Annotated in this window: 10 protein-coding genes and 2 pseudogenes; 8 read left to right on the plus strand and 4 right to left on the minus strand. The window is 37.5% G+C overall.

Annotation, left to right across the window (positions count from 1 at the left end):
- From ABS917_RS06680 to ABS917_RS06700, 5 genes and pseudogenes are all read left to right on the plus strand, one after another.
- A pseudogene (locus ABS917_RS06680) lies at positions 1 to 902 on the plus strand (hypothetical protein); the annotation flags it as partial.
- A 220-nt stretch (positions 903 to 1,122) separates the two neighbouring features.
- Positions 1,123 to 1,605 (plus strand): DUF2975 domain-containing protein, encoded by a 483-nt coding sequence (locus ABS917_RS06685; RefSeq protein ID WP_350478278.1) that lies wholly within the window; start codon positions 1,123 to 1,125, stop codon positions 1,603 to 1,605.
- 11 nt (positions 1,606 to 1,616) lie between these two features.
- Positions 1,617 to 1,832 carry a helix-turn-helix domain-containing protein gene (locus ABS917_RS06690; protein ID WP_251688508.1) on the plus strand — a complete coding sequence of 72 codons (216 nt, stop codon included), beginning with the start codon at positions 1,617 to 1,619 and terminating at the stop codon, positions 1,830 to 1,832.
- A 48-nt stretch (positions 1,833 to 1,880) separates the two neighbouring features.
- The gene (locus ABS917_RS06695; protein WP_350478280.1) at positions 1,881 to 3,128 is read left to right on the plus strand and encodes a DUF4153 domain-containing protein; all 1,248 of its coding nucleotides are present in this window, start codon (positions 1,881 to 1,883) and stop codon (positions 3,126 to 3,128) included.
- Positions 3,129 to 3,354: 226 nt separating this feature from the next.
- A complete protein-coding gene (locus ABS917_RS06700) occupies positions 3,355 to 6,522 on the plus strand; it encodes an ATP-binding cassette domain-containing protein (RefSeq protein WP_350478281.1) in 3,168 nt (1,055 codons plus the stop codon).
- 88 nt (positions 6,523 to 6,610) lie between these two features.
- Here ABS917_RS06700 and ABS917_RS06705 read toward each other — a convergent pair whose 3' ends face one another.
- Positions 6,611 to 8,440, minus strand: coding sequence for a serine hydrolase domain-containing protein (locus tag ABS917_RS06705; protein ID WP_350478282.1), 1,830 nt, complete (start codon positions 8,438 to 8,440; stop codon positions 6,611 to 6,613).
- 163 nt (positions 8,441 to 8,603) lie between these two features.
- Between ABS917_RS06705 and ABS917_RS06710 the strand changes: the two genes are divergently transcribed.
- From ABS917_RS06710 to ABS917_RS06720, 3 genes and pseudogenes are all read left to right on the plus strand, one after another.
- Complete coding sequence (locus ABS917_RS06710) at positions 8,604 to 9,590, plus strand: NADPH:quinone reductase (protein WP_350478283.1); 987 nt, start codon at positions 8,604 to 8,606, stop codon at positions 9,588 to 9,590.
- A gap of 166 nt (positions 9,591 to 9,756) precedes the next feature.
- Positions 9,757 to 11,595, plus strand: a complete 1,839-nt coding sequence (locus ABS917_RS06715; protein WP_350478284.1) for a hypothetical protein — start codon at positions 9,757 to 9,759, stop codon at positions 11,593 to 11,595.
- 131 nt (positions 11,596 to 11,726) lie between these two features.
- A pseudogene (locus tag ABS917_RS06720) lies at positions 11,727 to 13,153 on the plus strand (aldehyde dehydrogenase family protein).
- Positions 13,154 to 13,757: 604 nt separating this feature from the next.
- On the opposite strand, the gene ABS917_RS06725 reads toward ABS917_RS06720, so the two are convergent.
- From ABS917_RS06725 to ABS917_RS06735, 3 genes are read right to left on the minus strand one after another with little or no spacing between them, the layout of a single operon-like run.
- Positions 13,758 to 15,113, minus strand: a complete 1,356-nt coding sequence (locus ABS917_RS06725) for an LLM class flavin-dependent oxidoreductase (protein WP_350478285.1) — start codon at positions 15,111 to 15,113, stop codon at positions 13,758 to 13,760.
- 13 nt (positions 15,114 to 15,126) lie between these two features.
- On the minus strand, positions 15,127 to 15,939 hold the full coding sequence (locus ABS917_RS06730) for an ABC transporter permease (protein WP_350478286.1): 813 nt from the start codon (positions 15,937 to 15,939) through the stop codon (positions 15,127 to 15,129).
- On the minus strand, positions 15,940 to 16,761 hold the full coding sequence (locus ABS917_RS06735; RefSeq protein WP_350478287.1) for an ABC transporter permease: 822 nt from the start codon (positions 16,759 to 16,761) through the stop codon (positions 15,940 to 15,942). It abuts the gene before it with no gap.
- Between the last annotated feature and the right edge of the window lie 8 nt (positions 16,762 to 16,769).

Here is a 16,769-nt window from a genome sequence, read left to right on the forward strand (position 1 = left end):
AGGAAGGTGAAACTGAAGAATCAGAAACTCCGGTATCAGAAGAGGACCCAGCGGAAGATGTAACAGAAGACCCTGCAGCGCCAGTAACTGATGAAGATCAGGCTGAGGAAGGTGAAACTGAAGAATCAGAAACACCGGTATCAGAAGAGGACCCAGCGGAAGATGTAACAGAAGACCCTGCAACGCCAGTAACTGATGATGATCAGGATAAAGAAGGTGAAACTGAAGAATCAGAAACGCCGGTATCTGAAGAGAATCCAGAAGATGATGTAACAGAAGATGCACCAGCAGCTGAGGATGATCAAACAGAAGATGTAACAGAAGAACCGGAAGCACCAGTAACTGAAGATGATCAGGCTGAGGAAGGTACAGAAGATGACTTTACTACATGGGTAGAAGGATCTTATCAATTTATTGATAATAGCTACCAAAGCTTAATTAACTACTACCAAACTCATATTGAACAATATTTAGGTAATTACGATTCTGAACAAACTAATGAACAAACTGAAAATATTCCAGTAATTGATGAAGCAACAGATGTTTCTTCTGATGTTGTTGAAACGGTACCAACAACTGTAGAGGAAGATACAACTCAAGAAATCCCGATTGATGATACAGCACTACCAACTGAAACTGAAGAAAACCTGGAGACTCCAGTAGTTGTAGAAACTGAAGAGTTACCTTCTACTGTTGAAACACCAGAGCAAGTTACTGAAGAAGTAGAGAATACTGTTTCAGAACCGGTAGAAGAACCAGTACAAACAGATACGGAAGAAATTAGTGTTGAACCTGAGACAGAACAAGATCAAAGTGAAAAAATCGCACTAAAAGATAAAGTGGTTGGTTACTACCAAGACCTTGTAGCATCTTTCTCTAACTTTTTAAGCTTCTTAAAATAAGCGGGGCAAAGTGAAAATAATTAAATAACAGATGGTAAAAGCTTGGAAAGCCTTATTTAATAAGGTTTATCCAGGCTTTTTATTTGGGAGAACGTAATTTATTTTAATTAAATCCACTAATATGCAATAAATAATTCACGAAATTAGATATAAATTTATTGATTTACGATAAATAATGTAATAAGATCAGAAGTGAAAATAAATAAATGAGGTGCGATTTATGGAAAAAGTAACTACGTTGTTTTTAAAAGTTGCTGTTGTTTTTTTAGGTATTCCTGTTTTGGTGCTCTGCATTTTTCTAGTACCTGAGTTGGCAAATGTTGCTGCAAAATTGCTTCCGGAGTTTGCTTTCGTAAAATATTTTGTTTACATCGTTTTCGATGCTTCGGCAATTCCTTTTTTCTTTGCTTTGTATCAGGCTTTCCTACTTTTGCGCTATATCGACAATAATAAAGCGTTCTCCGATTTAGCTGTGAAACCATTAAAGAAAATAAAATATTGTGCTATAACGATCAGTGTTTTACATGTATTGGTTTTGCCGCTGTTTTATGTGTTTGCGGAAATGGATGACGCACCGGGAGTTATCTTAGTCGGATTAGTTGTTCCTTTTGCTTCATTGGTAATTGCAGTCTTTGCAGCTGTTCTTCAAAAACTTTTACATGAAGCAATTAATATCAAATCTGAAAACGATTTAACGGTCTGAGGTGAATAACAATGGCAATTATAATTAATATCGATGTGATGTTGGCAAAAAGGAAAATGAGCGTAACAGAACTTTCGGAAAAGGTTGGGATTACGATGGCAAACCTTTCTATATTGAAAAATGGGAAGGCAAAGGCAATTCGGTTAACAACTTTAGAAGCCATTTGTAAGGCGCTGGATTGTCAGCCTGGAGATATTTTAGAATACAAAAGTGATGAAGACAGTTAACTATTACAGCAGAAATAGATTATGACAATAATTAGGGGAGGGAAAGCAATGGAAAGTAATAACTTGGTTATTGAAAATATTACTAAACCTGATGTACTCGAGAGAATGTATAGAAAAGACCCGAAAGCTTTTACCAAGTCATTTAAACAGGCATGGGAACAAAACTATGATTCTCCAATTTTGAGTGTTTGGTATGAAAGATTGAATTTCAGTGAAAAGGATAGTACAAAAAAGTCTGCGTCGTTTCAAAGCGGATTTATTTTCATGGGTATATTAGCGATCATGGCAGGGGTAAGCACAAGAATTATATTCCATTTTGTCGAACAGGAAGCAATTGCTCCGATTAATCTGGCATTTGGTATTATTCCCTTTATTGCTGCATACTTTGTATACAAGCGTACTCCTAAAAGAAGTGTTATTTATTCTTTAGTAGCAATGTTCTTAGTTTCAGGAGTTTATCTGAATATGCTGCCACTAAATTTCAACGATGATAGCATTATTTTAGCTTATTTACATTTCCCTATTTTCTTATGGGTGCTGTTGGGGCTTGCATATACAGGAAATGATTATTTAAATAGCAGTACAAGATTAGCTTATATCAAATTTAATTTAGAATATGGTATCCTCTATGCCAGCATGGCAATTAGCGGTATGGTTCTTGCATTATTAACATTGCAGTTATTTAGCTTCATTGGCTTGAACATTGAGGAATTCTATTTTAGTAATATTGTTTTATTTGGTGCAGCAGCACTTGCAGTTGTTGGTGTACACCTTGTATCAATGAATTTAAAGCTTGCTAAAAATGTTACTCCATTTATAGCAAAAATCTTTAGCCCGATAGTTTTAATCACTTTGCTTGTATATCTTGTAACAGTCATATCGGTCGGAAAAAATCCATTTTTGGACCGCGATTTCCTGATTGCCTTCAATGGTATACTCCTTGGTATACTAGCTGTTACAATATTTTCCATTACCGAGAAAGACTCGGACGATAAAAAGAGCATCTTCGACTATGTCAATTTCGCTTTAATCGTTGTTGCGCTTATCTTTGACAGTGTAGCATTATCAGCGATCATGTTCAGACTTACTTCCTATGGTATTACACCTAATAGGCTTGCTGTTTTAGGAGTAAATATACTAATCTGTGCAAATCTACTATGGATAATGATTTCCTATTTGCGTTTTCTGCAAAACAAATCCGGACCTACTGCTATCCAAAATGCCGTTACGAAATATCTGCCGGTATACGGATTATGGGCAGCTATCGTTATATTTACTTTTCCGATAATTTTTTAAGTAAAGGTTGTTTAGAAATTTACAATAGCTACATTCTATAAAGGTGTAGCGGGAATAGTCCAATTTCTCATTCACAATAATGGGAAATTGGGCTTTTATTTTAGCTAATAGGTGTAGTAACATCTGAGTAATAGAAGGGGTGTTATGATAAATAAACAGCTGTATTTTCTTCGGAATCTCGGAACGCGGGAATATTAAATAAAATGAATGGGTGCGATATTACAAAATGATAATAAATCAACTAATTGCAAACAATATTTTTAATTTAGATACAGTGGTACCAGTCGATCGATCGTTAGGAATTGCTGGACTTTCTGGATCTGGTAAAACAACTTTTTGTCAAACAATCGGGGAAGAGTCCAAGAAACGACTTGTTTCATTATTGCCAAAGTCCGAATATCAATATCTATTCCCTAATATAATGGAAACCAATTTTAGTGCTATTAAAATGGAAGAAATGCCATTAGTACTTTTTCTCGGAAAGTCGTCCATATCCTCCAACCCACGTTCAACTATTGGTACACATACAGGCGTGTTTAAAGAGATTCGCGATGTTTTTGCCGGGAAATTTGATCTCTCTCCTGAAGTGTTTTCGTTTAACAATGAACTAGGCTGGTGTACTTCGTGTAAAGGACGCGGTACGACTAAAAACATTGAATGTAAAAAGTGTGAAGGAAAACGCTATAATCCGGAAGTTCTGCAAAAAAGAATCGAGTTATTAAATCAACCACATAATATAGCCGATGTTAACGATTTAAGTGTTGAAACCATTTTTGCATTAAAAGATGTGTTACATATTAGTGAAGGAAAACAACATATCCTTAAAAATCTTATCAATATGAAAATTGGTTACTTAACGATAAATCGTATAATGGGCACATTATCAGGGGGAGAATTAACGCGACTTTATTTGGCGGAATTTATGGCTACAAGTGAAAATACCGTTATTATCATCGATGAAATCTCTGTAGGACTTGATCATCAAACATTACTGAAAATTTTAGAGCAAATAAAGCAACTTGGTTACAAAAATCAAATTTGGCTCATTGATCATTCAGACACAGTGCTCGATGTTACGGGGGAGCAGTTGTTTTTCGGACCGGGCAGTGGGAAATACGGTGGAAAAATTGTAGAAGAATCTCCTCGTCCTAAACCAATCAATTATGAACTGAATAAGGCAATGCCAACAGAATACTATCATTTTAAGGAGCTATATAGCCGCAATATTCAGATTGCTGAAATTCAGATTCCTAAAAATAGAATTGTTACTTTTACTGGAGAGTCCGGATGTGGTAAATCTACACTTGTCAATGAATGTATAGCAAAGGATTTTCTGAAAAGATACCCGAAAGATAAAATAGTAATGGTCGGGCAAAATCGAAACCAATCAATAACAAGCCGGTCAACTGTAGCCACTTTTCTTGATATTAAAAGAAAACTAACGAAGTATAGTGAAGAAATTGAAGATATTTTTCAGCGCTCGATTGAAGATATTATTGAAGAATTACCTGCTGGAGATATTACCCATAAACGCTTGAACCTGTTAATCAAACTTGGACTTGGTTATTTAACATTAGAAAGAAAAACACAGTCTTTATCGAATGGCGAATTCCAATGCGTCCATTTAGTTTCCGAGCTGTTTGCCAATTCTAAAAATCCACATATATTATTTATTTTTGATGAGCCTTCAAAAGGTTTGTCGCAAAATATTTTAAATCAGTTCATTGATAGCATTAGAGCCATACTTCAGGATGAATCTGTATCGATTATAATGATTGAACATAATTCGTATATGCTGGAAAACTCCGATTTTATCGTTGATTTCGGAAAAAGAAAAATTGAACCAGTCGAACATCTAAATGTAATGAGTCATGAAAATTATTATAGTGAGCAAGACGGCATAGATAACGTACCGGAGCAAATCCCTTCAGCTATTAACCAACAAAATGGTGTTCATTACTTAAAAGAAAATCATATTGCCTATTTTAAAAATGCAGAAAATATTTATAAAGGCGGTATTCTAAAAAGTTTATCATCCATGGCCCGCTTAATTTATGGTGAATACGAGTCTGCTAAAATAGCTCCAGTCATTGCTATTGATCTGGAACGTCAATTATATAGTCAATATAGTTTTCTGTATGAAGTTGGTGGGTTAATCAATCATATTGTAGCCGCACATCCAACAAATAAAGATACGGGAAGCTTCGATTTCTATCTTCAAGACAATCATTGTCCAAGTTGCTCTGGTCGCCGGTTTATTGAAAAATTTGATTTTGATGTTGTCATTCAGAACAAGACTGTTCCTTTTTGGGAGGGCTTATTGCATCCAGACGTAATGGAAGTATTGAAGTATTATAAGTACTCAAAACTGGAATTCCTTTTTGAAGAAATCAAGAATGAACTCGGTCAAGATATAAGTAAAAGTTATAACGAGATGACGGAAGCTGAAAAGGAAACTTTTTTATATGGATATTGGGAAAATTCCTTCTATGATAAAGCGGAAAAGGCTAGAAGAACATGGCAAGGCTTTAATCAAATTATAGGGATGTATATGTTCATTTCGAAATCACCTATTAAAGAGCTGATGAAGGAATCGAAAGAGATGATTACATGTCCGGTTTGTGAAGGGACTGTGTTAAACCACCAGAAACAGCTGAAGTATGGCAATAGAGATATTCGTGAGATTATAAAGCAGCCGCTTGAGGAAGTAATAAAAATAGTAGGTCCGTTACCAATAATGGTCAAATTAAAATCAATCGTTGGCGGCGATATGGTTTTAACAGAAGATGTCTCTTTACTGGCTCGAGAAATACAAGTGGCATTGAAATTGTTTGAAATTGAAGTGGCGAGTTTTGCACAATATGAAGTAGTTTTACAAAATACCCTCCCTTTTTGGGACAGCATTAAAGGTCATATTGATGTCATTAGTAGAAACAATCGCGTAACCGTTTGTGATTTTGTCAATATCGATGAAACGAGAGAAACGATCATTGATAAATACTTTACGAATGCAAAGTACAAAAAACTAACATATGTTTATGAAGCATTCGGTTACAAAAAACTTATTACCCAAATAAATAAAATCAAGAAAAGTTATCCTTGTTCTTTCTGTAAAGGTAAGAAAGCACTTTCGGAAGATGGACTACACGATGGCGTAGCAAAATTAACAATTCCATGTGTAAGCTGTAATGCAAGTGGCATCAATAATGAAGGTTTGAATGAACTAGTTGAAGGGATACAAGTGAAAACTTGGTTAACCGGAACGGTAAGTGAAATTGTTGATAAGAGTCTATATACAAAAGGTGTTTCAGAAATTCCGATTTTTAATCGAATTCGTGAGTTAAATAAAAAAGAGATGATGGCTGTCTATCAATGCCTTGAGGAAAAAAGTTAAATTAACTTATAAAATTAGCACTGACGCAAAGGCAGATGACGAAGAGAAATTCGTGCATCTGCTTTTGTGTGCAGAAGATAATTTAAATTTAATGGTAAAGCTCCCAGCCGAAAATTAAAACGACAAGGAGCAGCGCCGAAATACAAGAAAATGTATAGCGTATTTTTTGACTACGAGTTGTCGTTGTTATTTTCCAACCAGCAAATATGGCTACAAGACAAATGGCTACGAATGCAATGTACGCATAATTGACCCAAAAATGAATTTTCAAGTTTGTATAAGAAGCATAATTTAATGTTCTGTAAGCTAAAACTATTATGTTTATAAAAGGTATACTATTTGCGGAAAGTAATAGTAATTCCCATTTATCTACAACAGTAGCTCGGACTGTTTTTTTTCGGTTTTTTATCTTTTTGATGAACAATATTAGTAAAACTATGAGTGTATACAGACCACTAAAAGCTACTGCTAAGAGACTGAACAGATTCATTATCTTCATTTTTTGAGTGACTGGTAGAAAATCACTTGTCGGCATTGAAATCTTTTTCACCTTTCCCTCATTCAACGTAACATGAAAATATACACGATAATCATTTAAAGATTTATACAAATATGGAGCGATTTGTTCCAGTTTCATCCCAAAAGCATCCACATTGTTTAAGTCTGTTGCTTCAAAACGACCAATACTAAGTGCACTGTACAGCTTTGTAAAACCTTTATAAGGCTGCCTTGCCATAAAGTAATTTCCTTCAAGTTCCTGCGCATTCGGCATTGTTAGCTTGCCTTCTTCAGCAGAATACTCACCGAATATAAGTGTTGGCAATCCATAACTTAGTCCTGCTTCACCCGCCTGATTCGTGAAAACAATTACTCCCATATCTTCATCATTAGAAAAGGTGAAGTTGCTTGAAAAACTATCAGTATTTCCTGCATGTTCAAGTGCATCAACGGTATATAAACCTTTCCAAAAACCATGTGCATTTCGTGGGAAGCCATCATCATAAAAGTCACTTGTCGTCAGCATTTCATCCAATGTCCGATTGTTTTGGAACAAAGGACTGTTTGTTCCGTCTGCCGGCATAAGTGCCATCATGAATTTGGCAGCATCCGCTATTGTACCAATTGCACTTCCGGCTGGATATAAACCAATATAGATCCGCTCATTTTTTGAAATAGTGAACTCACCATCATTTTTAACAATGTAACCGTTAATTTCATCTCTTTTTGTTGCGACACTAGCGTTATCTTCCTGGGTCGGGTGAATCGTTGTGTCCTTCATATCCAATACAGAAAAAATATGTTCATTAACATAATCATAAAAAGGCTGTGCTGCAAGCTGTTCCACAATAAAACCGGCGAGTGCTACACCATAGTTTGAATAGGCAACTACACTTCCGGGTTCGTTCACCTGATAAGGCTCAGTAATGTGAAGCATTTCTTCCAAAGGCTTTATTTCATTTGCTGACATATAGAATAAATCTGTAAATTTTTCTTCCCACCCAGCGTTATGGTGCATCAAATTCAGCATTGTGATAGGGGCATCATAACGTATTTTCGTCAGAGATCCTTCCGGCAAATACGTGCGAATATCTTCATCTAATTTTAATTTCCCTTGCTCTACTAGCTGCATCACACTGGTCCAGACGAGAAGCTTTGTAACGGAACCCCATTCAAATACATTATCCGTTGTGACATTCACCTGATTTTCAACATCAGAATAGCCATACGCCGTATTCAAGAAAATTTCTCCGTCCTTCACAATTAGTACATTTGCTCCTGCAGTAGTCGTTCCAATGTATTTAGAAGCATATTCATCAACTCTTTCCTTTAGCTCTGCATAAGCAATCCCTGCCGGTGTTGACATGCTTTCTTTTGCAGAAACAGCTGGTACACTACATAGCACCATTACTGCTAACAATAAAATTATTTTTTTTATTACTCCTCGCCTCCTCTATTACATCAATACAAATGAAACAATTAAAATATTCCATTATTAAAGTATTTATATATTTATTTAAGCGAAGCTATCTCTATACAAAATGTAATTTTTCTAATATTCTTAATATAATATAGATGATGGGGTGAAGTTATTGAAAGCAATACGAATCAATCAATTTGGAACATCTGAGAATTTAGTAGTTGAGCAAGCAGAGGTAAATACTCCAGCTGAAAATGAAGTACTGGTAAACCTTCATGCAGCGGGTGTGAATCCTAGCGATGTTTATACTTCTACTGGTACATACGCGATTAAACCGAACCTGCCATATACGCCTGGCTTGGACGGGGCGGGGATTGTTGAACAAGTTGGAGAACAAGTGACAAACGTAAAAGCAGGGGACCGTGTATTTATCGCGAGCTTGCCGAATGGTAAGTCGACTGGTACATTAGCACAACAGATTGTTTGTGAAAGCCGCTTTGTTCATCCGATTCCGGAGCATATCACGTTTGAGCAGGGAGCCGCATTAGGAATACCAGCATTGACAGCGTACAGAGCATTGGTAGGAAGAGCAAAAGTGAAATCAGGTCAAACGGTTTTCGTTCACGGAGCTAGTGGCGCAGTAGGTTTACAAGCTGTTCAAATTGCAAAAGCTTTAGGGGCAAAAGTAATTGGAACAGCAAGCCGTGATTCCGGGAAACAACTTGTAAAAGAAGCAGGCGCAGATGTCGTGCTTGATCATATAAAAGAAGAAACAATTGAAACTGTACTTGATGCCAATGAGGGCAAAGGTCCGGATGTCATCATCGAATTTTTGGCAAATGAAAATCTGCAGACCGATTTGCAGATGCTTGCCAAGCACGGTGTCATCGTTATCGTCGGAAACCGTGGTGAAATTGAAATTAATCCTCGTCTTGTAATGCAAAAAGAATGTGATGTACGTGGGATGGTACTGTTTAATGTATCGGAAGAAGAACACCAGGAACTGATATATGGTGTGGCAAAGCTGCTGGAAACAGAACAGCTAAGACCAGTTGTAGGTTACAGTTATCCAATAGAACAGGCTGGCATGGCATTTGATGCAGTTATCAATGGGGAGCATAACGGGAAAGTAGTTATAAAAACTCAATAATACATTTTGGGACTAGTTTAAATGCTAGTCCTTTTTTATCTGATAATTCTCATAATAAAGTAAGTACTTGTGATATTATTTTGTCAGTTTACAACTATTTAACAAATAGTTAACAAAAATTGTTATAATAGTTGTTATAGAAACGAGAGGAATAGGTAGCAAGTAAATGGGATTTAAAGAGGAATTTAAGCGGGAAATGCGTAACGCTAAAAATGATATTGCAAAAGAAGTAGAAAAATATTGGGTCCTGGAGTTTGAAGGGCATCAAATAGAAGTAAAGAATGGCATGATGGAAGAAGTTTTAAAGGTAGACGGCCAAATGATTGCACAAAATGTACGGAAATCAATCTGGTCGCATATAATGCCATTTTCAACGATGAAAGGATCGTTCCAATCAAAAAGCGGTAAGACTCATAAAGTGTATGTGAAAATAGGCGGCTTTGTTAAATTGAATATAACGGTGAAAGTGGATGGAAAACAGCTGCTCCATGAGGCTATGAAACTGCAATTTTTACCTTGGGCAAATAAGGAGTTTATAGTTCCTTTCCTTGAAGAGCAATTTCAGCAGAATGAGCTGCTTATAACTAAAGATTTGCCGGATGACGATTTTTTATATGATGAATATCATCCGAAATTTGCGCCAGGATTTGCAGACCAGCTTCATCAAGAGGCAGTAACGCCATTTTATACGAAAAAGCTGATAAAGTTATTTTTAGAACAGGTAGCGAATCCGAGTGATCAAACAAGGAAAACAACCTACGAGAAAATTAAAGATGAAAAGGTCATCAGCTATTTCCATGAATTTCTGGAGCTGTTTTCTGAAGCTGAAAAAGATGAAGACCGAGTGAAAGATGAGGCGATTTGGCTGCTTGAACATGCAGCGCATCGCGAAGTTGTGAAATTCGCGCTTCTCGTGTTAGGATCAGTTAAATGTGAAGAGTATAAGGAACGTTTGAAAGTGATTGCATTACATGAAGAATTCACAGGAGTAGCCTTATTTGCGTTAACTAACGGCACAACAAACAGTAATGAGACAGTATGGCATATTGCGCAAAATGTTTCGGACTGGGGTAAACTCGAAGCACTGAATTTCCTGGATGCCTCAAATGATGATATCCGACAGTGGATATTGCTGGAAGGGATAAAAAATACCGTACCCGGTAATGCGTCAGCATTAATGTGTGCTGAAAAAGGAAAGCTTGATATTGAATTGCATGAAAAAATTATTTCCGGGAAAATATTTGACAGTGCAGGGTCATTAATATTAGCTCTTTTATACGAAGGGGCTTATCAAATGATGGATGAATATGAGTATGCAGGTCAAGTATTGATGCGCTATACACATCATGCAAAAACACATTGCCTGACATTCAGCCAATTTTTTATTTTGACACAAATCTATGAGTACTTGCAATATGATGAAGAAACATGGAAGGATCGTTTTTCTTCCAACTGGAAACCGCATGAAAAGCGAACAGTAGAAGAAAACATCGAAGAAATTGCCAAAAATCCATTATGGCTGCAGGAAGCGTTGGAAATACTGCAAAGTGACCACAAGCATGAGGAGAAGGCGTTAGCAGTAGCAAAATTTTATAAAGCAGACATAACGGACATCGTATTCGAAAAATTGAAAAATAATCCGGAAAACGTACAATATTATTATTCATTATTTGCCGCGAAGGATTCGCATATTATCGAACGGCTAATAGAAATTACGCATTATTTTGGAGATTTCAATGAACTGACGAACGACCAGAAAGTTGTTGTTTTATCTCTTATTGAAGAACTGGATCAGTATAATGGTGTGGGTATTGAATTTATAGGGCAGGCATTAAAAACTACTGACGACCATTTACAGTATATGGCGATTCAGACATTACAGTCATTCGATTGTGCACATTGGCAAGGTACAGAAATCGAACAGCTTGTTGTGCGTTATGCAAAAGAATCAAAAGATCCAGATGTAAAGGAAATCGCCAAGCAATTGCTTGCTATAAATGAATAGGTAACGCTGTTTAAAAATTCGAAGTGCTACTACAGGCTTCGAATTTTTGTGCTTTAGCTTTACGGTGAAATGTTTACTGACAAACACAAAGGGAATATTTTTAATAAGTCAATTTGTAAAGGAGTTTGATTATGCTAAATCATACAAAACAATACATCAATGGGGAATGGGTTGATTCTACTGGAACAGATACAATTGAAGTAATTAATCCTGCGACAGAGGAAGTGATTGGTAAGATTAGCAGCGGAACTAAAGAAGATGTGAATCGAGCGGTCAAGGCGGCGAAGGAAGCATTTCCTTCCTTTTCAAAAATGACAGTGGACGAGCGAATCAAGCTGTTGGAAGCAATTGCTGAAGAATATGAAAATCGTAAAGACGATTAGTGGAAATTATGACCGCTGAATTAGGTGCGCCTATTACAAAATCGAAGGAAATCCATTATAAAATGGGGCTAACGCACTTTAAAGAGGCGGCAGAACAATTGAAAACATTTAAGTTTACTGAAGAAAGAGAGAAATCATATATTCAAAAAGAACCGATTGGTGTAGCAGGACTCATTACACCATGGAATTTCCCGACAAATCAGATTTCCACAAAGCTTGCCAGTGCATTGGCAGCCGGTTGTACAATGGTAGTAAAGCCTGCTTCTCAAACACCATTTGCAGCAGTAATTCTGGCGGAAATTTTGGATAAAGTGGGTGTTCCAAAAGGTGTCTTTAATCTTGTCAACGGTTCGGGTTCAACAGTGGGTGAAGCAATCAGTACTCATCCGGATGTGGACATTGTATCTTTTACTGGTTCAGGTGAAGTTGGCAGCGGATTAATGAAGAATGCTGCAGAAGATATTAAAAATATTTCATTGGAACTTGGCGGCAAATCACCATTCGTTATTTTAAAGGATGCGGATGTAAAAGAAGCAGCGAAATCGGCATTAGGGCAAATCGCTATGAATACAGGGCAAGTATGTTCAGCTGCGACACGCATGATTGTACCGGAAGAAATGCATGATGAATTTATAGAATCAATGAAAGAATTAGTCACGGAATTTCCTGTAGGGGATCCACAGGACGAAAATACTTTTATGGGTCCGCAAGTTTCCAAAGATCAGTGGGAAACCGTTCAATCCTATATTAAAAAAGGTGAGGAAGAAGGCGCAAAAATTGTAATCGGCGGCCCTGGCAGACCTGATGGAATCGATAAAGGGTTCTTCTCCAAAATAACTGTGTTTACAAATGTGAAAAACGATATGACAATTGCTCAAGAGGAAATCTTTGGTCCGGTAATGTCCGTTATCACCTATAAAGATTTAGACGAAGCAATTGATATTGCCAACGATACGATTTATGGACTTGCCGGTTATGTATTCGGAAATGATAAAGAAGAACTGAAGAAAGTCGCTTTCTCAATCCGAGCGGGGCAAATCCGTATTAACAATAGTGAAACGGATCGTTCGGCACCATTTGGCGGATTTAAGCACTCTGGTATTGGCCGTGAATGGGGCGATTATGGTATCGAGGAATTTCTTGAGCCAAAAGCGATTATGGGAATGCCATTCTAATTGGAAAGCTGTCCAAGTATCAGTAACTTGGGCAGCTTTTTGTGTTTAGGGGTACCGAGGAGGGTTATTAGAACAGTTAATGAGTATATTAGAAGAAGTACGCTGGTTATTTGAAGATTTAAGGGGAATATTAGAAGAGTTTAGCCTCTTATTAGAAGAATCATCAAACATATTAGATTTTCGGGATTTTATTAGAACAAATAAAATTATATTAGCAGATTTAAGAATTTATTAGAAAAACGGTACACGACACCCCCCGAAAATAATCAACTAAGATTCAAGTTATCCATAGGTGACTAAAAATTCTGAAAATTATTGCGCGGGCAATATTTCCTCGTTTGCCCTAAAATAATTTCCTGAATTTCCTCTAGTTACGCCTTCTTTAATTGATACAATTGATCATTATGCATTATTTGTTTCCTTTCTTGCCTGTATCTAACAGGAACAAAGATAACTTAATTCGGTGCAAATATTCTCTCAAATTAAAAAATCCCCTGGAGTGAATGAACTCACAGGAGATTCGTGCGGAATTTTTTATGGAAATTAATCAATTCATTGGGAAATAGGGAGGAATTTCTATTGCAAGTTCATAGCCAGCACAACATTAAATTTGTAAGCTCACTTGCCCATTATGCTGTTTAAAGTGGTTTCTTTCTGGCCGGACTAAACCTAAATGCTCTCTTAGCGTATCACCTTCATACTCTTCCCGGAAAAGACCACGTTTTTGAAGCTCGGGAATTACTAAATCCACAAAAGTAGTTAAATGATCTGGCAGGACAGGTGGCATAATATTAAAGCCATCGCAAGCATATTCATTAAACCAAAGCTCCAGTAAATCTGCCAGCTGTGCAGGTGTGCCGACAAATTCCAGATGGCCTCGTGCTCCATGCATTTTACGGCCAAGTTGGGCAATAGAAAGATTCGCTTCATGTGCAGAGTCTATAAACAACTGGATTCGGCTCTTCATCGCATTTGATTGTGCAGCTAAGTCCGGCAGCTCAGGAAGGAGACCAGTTGCCGGATAGGAGGATAAATCAATTCCTAAAAAAGCGGATACGGTTTTCGAAGCGTCTTCATCCGAAATTAATTGGTTGAGCTCTTCATATTTTGCCCAAGCAGCTTCTTCTGTTTCGGCAATGACCGGTGAAATACCAGGCATGATTTTGATGCTGTTTGGATCACGGTTTTCTTCAGCCAATTTCGCCTGGATCTTTTTATAAAATGCTTTTGAACTTTCCAGTGATTGACTTGCAGTAAAGACTACTTCACCGGTTTTTGCAGCGAAGGCAATCCCGGCATCTGAACCGCCTGCTACAACGAGTACCGGATAGCCTTGCGGTGGACGGGGAACATTTAATGGTCCACGTGAGGCATACCATTCTCCTTTATAATTTATTTCCTTAACGGAACCAGGCTTAATAAAGCGGCGGTTTTCCTTATCGTTAATGATTGCACCGTCTTCCCAGCTATCCCATAGATTACGTACCAAATCTACATATTCTTCCGCCATTTTATATCGAAGCCCGTGTTCAGGATGTTTTTCTTTACCAAAGTTCTGTGCTTCAGTGTCGTGCTGTGAGGTTACAATATTCCATGCTGCCCGTCCCCGGCTAATATGGTCCAATGTTGCATAGCGTCTGGCAAGATGGAACGGTTTGTTGTATGTCGTAGAACTTGTAGCTGTTAATCCTAACTTTTTTGTGTGAACGGCTATTGCTGATAAGAGAGTGACTGGATCAAGCATACCGGATGCCGTCTGTTCAGCGCCAGAAACATGGAGGTAATCCGCCAGAAACATCATATCGAATTTACCACGTTCGGCAGTTTTTGCGACTTGAATGAAGTAATCAATATCAAAAGGGTTATGGCCAGATCCAGACGGATGACGCCAACTTTCACTATGATGACCACTATAATAAATAAAAGCACCTAAACTTAATTTACCTTCTCTTTTACTCATTTAAAATTCCTCCTTAACCTTTGTATGTGTCCCGCCATTTTAAGGCGCGTTTTTCAAATAAACCGACAAGCGAATCTGTTAACTTGCCGAGGATGATAAATATAATTAGTCCGACAAATACAATATCCGTTTGGGAATAGGCGCGGGCATCCTGAATCATATAGCCGACACCAGCACTTGCGCCCATCATTTCGCTCACAACGAGCACGAGCCAAGACGTTCCCATTGCCAGACGAAGACCGAGTAGTATATTTGGCATCGCAGAAGGAAAGATGAGCTTCGTCAGCTTTTCTTTAAAGGAATATTGTAAAATACCGGTTACTTCATAAAGTTTTTGATCAACAAGACGAATGCCAAGAAAAATATTGACGTATACCGGGAAAAATGCGCCAAGTGCGATCATCAAAACTTTGCTGAACTCACCAACGCCAAACCATAGGATAAAAAGCGGAATGAGCGATAATAACGGAACTGTTCGTAGCATTTGAAGGGACGGATCAATAATCTGCTGTGCAATTTTGCTGAAGCCGGTTGCAACTCCTAAAATAATGGCAGTGATGGTACCTAAAAGAAAGCCTAGTACTACCCTCTGTCCACTGGCAAGTAAATGTACAGATAGATCACCATTGCTTAATAAAAGCCAAAATGTCGATAAAATTTTTAGCGGTGTAGGTAAAATATGTTCTTCTAAGATACCGAGCGTACCGGCCAATTGCCAGAGCACCAATATTGATACAGGAAAATAGAGTGGATATAAAAAACGGTAAAATTTTTGTAATGGCCATTTTCGTTTTACTTCCACTGTTTCTTTCGAAAGTAGTGTCATTTATTTCCCTCCTTCGAAATTGCTCTGCCATTTCAACAATCTTTTCTCAACAGTCAGAACAATAAAATCGGATAACTTGCCGAGTAATGCGAAGATAATAATTCCTACAAAAACTGTAGTAATAATAGACATAGACCGAGCATCATTTATTAAAAATCCTATGCCTTGTGTTGAGCCCATCATTTCCGCGACTACCAACCCGAGCCATGAAACCCCTACTGACAAGCGTAAACCTAGTAAAATATGCGGGAGCGCGGACGGGATAATCAGTTTTATAACGAGCTGCGTTCTAGTAAACTGCAATACACGCGCTACTTCGAATAACTTGCTGTCGGCTGAGCGAATTCCCAAAAACGTATTAATATACAGCGGAAAAAAAGCGCCTTTTGCGATTAGCAATAGTTTTGATGTTTCCCCAAAGCCAAACCATAAGATGAAAAGCGGGGCAATTGCTAGATGTGGCAGCATGCGAATCATTTGAATAGTTGGATCATATGCACGTTGGCATTTATAGGAAAACCCAATAATAATGCCTAGCACCAAACCAAGAGATCCGCCAATAGCCAGACCGGACAGAGCTCTTATAACGGATACTTGCAGATGTCCAAGTAAATGCTGTTGCTGAAGTAAATAAATGAATTCATTCCAAATAGCTGATGGAGCAGGGAGCAGAAGTGGGTTTAAATAGCCACTATGTCCTGCCCATTCCCAAATTATAAGTAAGCCAACAGGTAGAAGTGCACCAAGTAGTAGCTGCCTGCTCCTCACAGTAAAAGTGATTTTTTTCCTGTCTTTAGTAAGAGTTTTATTAATTGATACCATGACAACGC

This window comes from Solibacillus sp. (genome assembly GCF_040273735.1).
Classification (GTDB): Bacteria; Bacillota; Bacilli; order Bacillales_A; family Planococcaceae; genus Solibacillus.

Coding starts and splice junctions, on each gene's coding strand:
- ABS917_RS06685 (WP_350478278.1), top strand. CDS start 1,123: ATGGAAAAAGTAACTACGTTGTTTTTAAAAGTTGCTGTTGTTTTTTTA.
- ABS917_RS06690 (WP_251688508.1), top strand. CDS start 1,617: ATGGCAATTATAATTAATATCGATGTGATGTTGGCAAAAAGGAAAATG.
- ABS917_RS06735 (WP_350478287.1), bottom strand. CDS start 16,761: ATGGTATCAATTAATAAAACTCTTACTAAAGACAGGAAAAAAATCACT.
- ABS917_RS06695 (WP_350478280.1), top strand. CDS start 1,881: ATGGAAAGTAATAACTTGGTTATTGAAAATATTACTAAACCTGATGTA.
- ABS917_RS06730 (WP_350478286.1), bottom strand. CDS start 15,939: ATGACACTACTTTCGAAAGAAACAGTGGAAGTAAAACGAAAATGGCCA.
- ABS917_RS06700 (WP_350478281.1), top strand. CDS start 3,355: ATGATAATAAATCAACTAATTGCAAACAATATTTTTAATTTAGATACA.
- ABS917_RS06725 (WP_350478285.1), bottom strand. CDS start 15,113: ATGAGTAAAAGAGAAGGTAAATTAAGTTTAGGTGCTTTTATTTATTAT.
- ABS917_RS06715 (WP_350478284.1), top strand. CDS start 9,757: ATGGGATTTAAAGAGGAATTTAAGCGGGAAATGCGTAACGCTAAAAAT.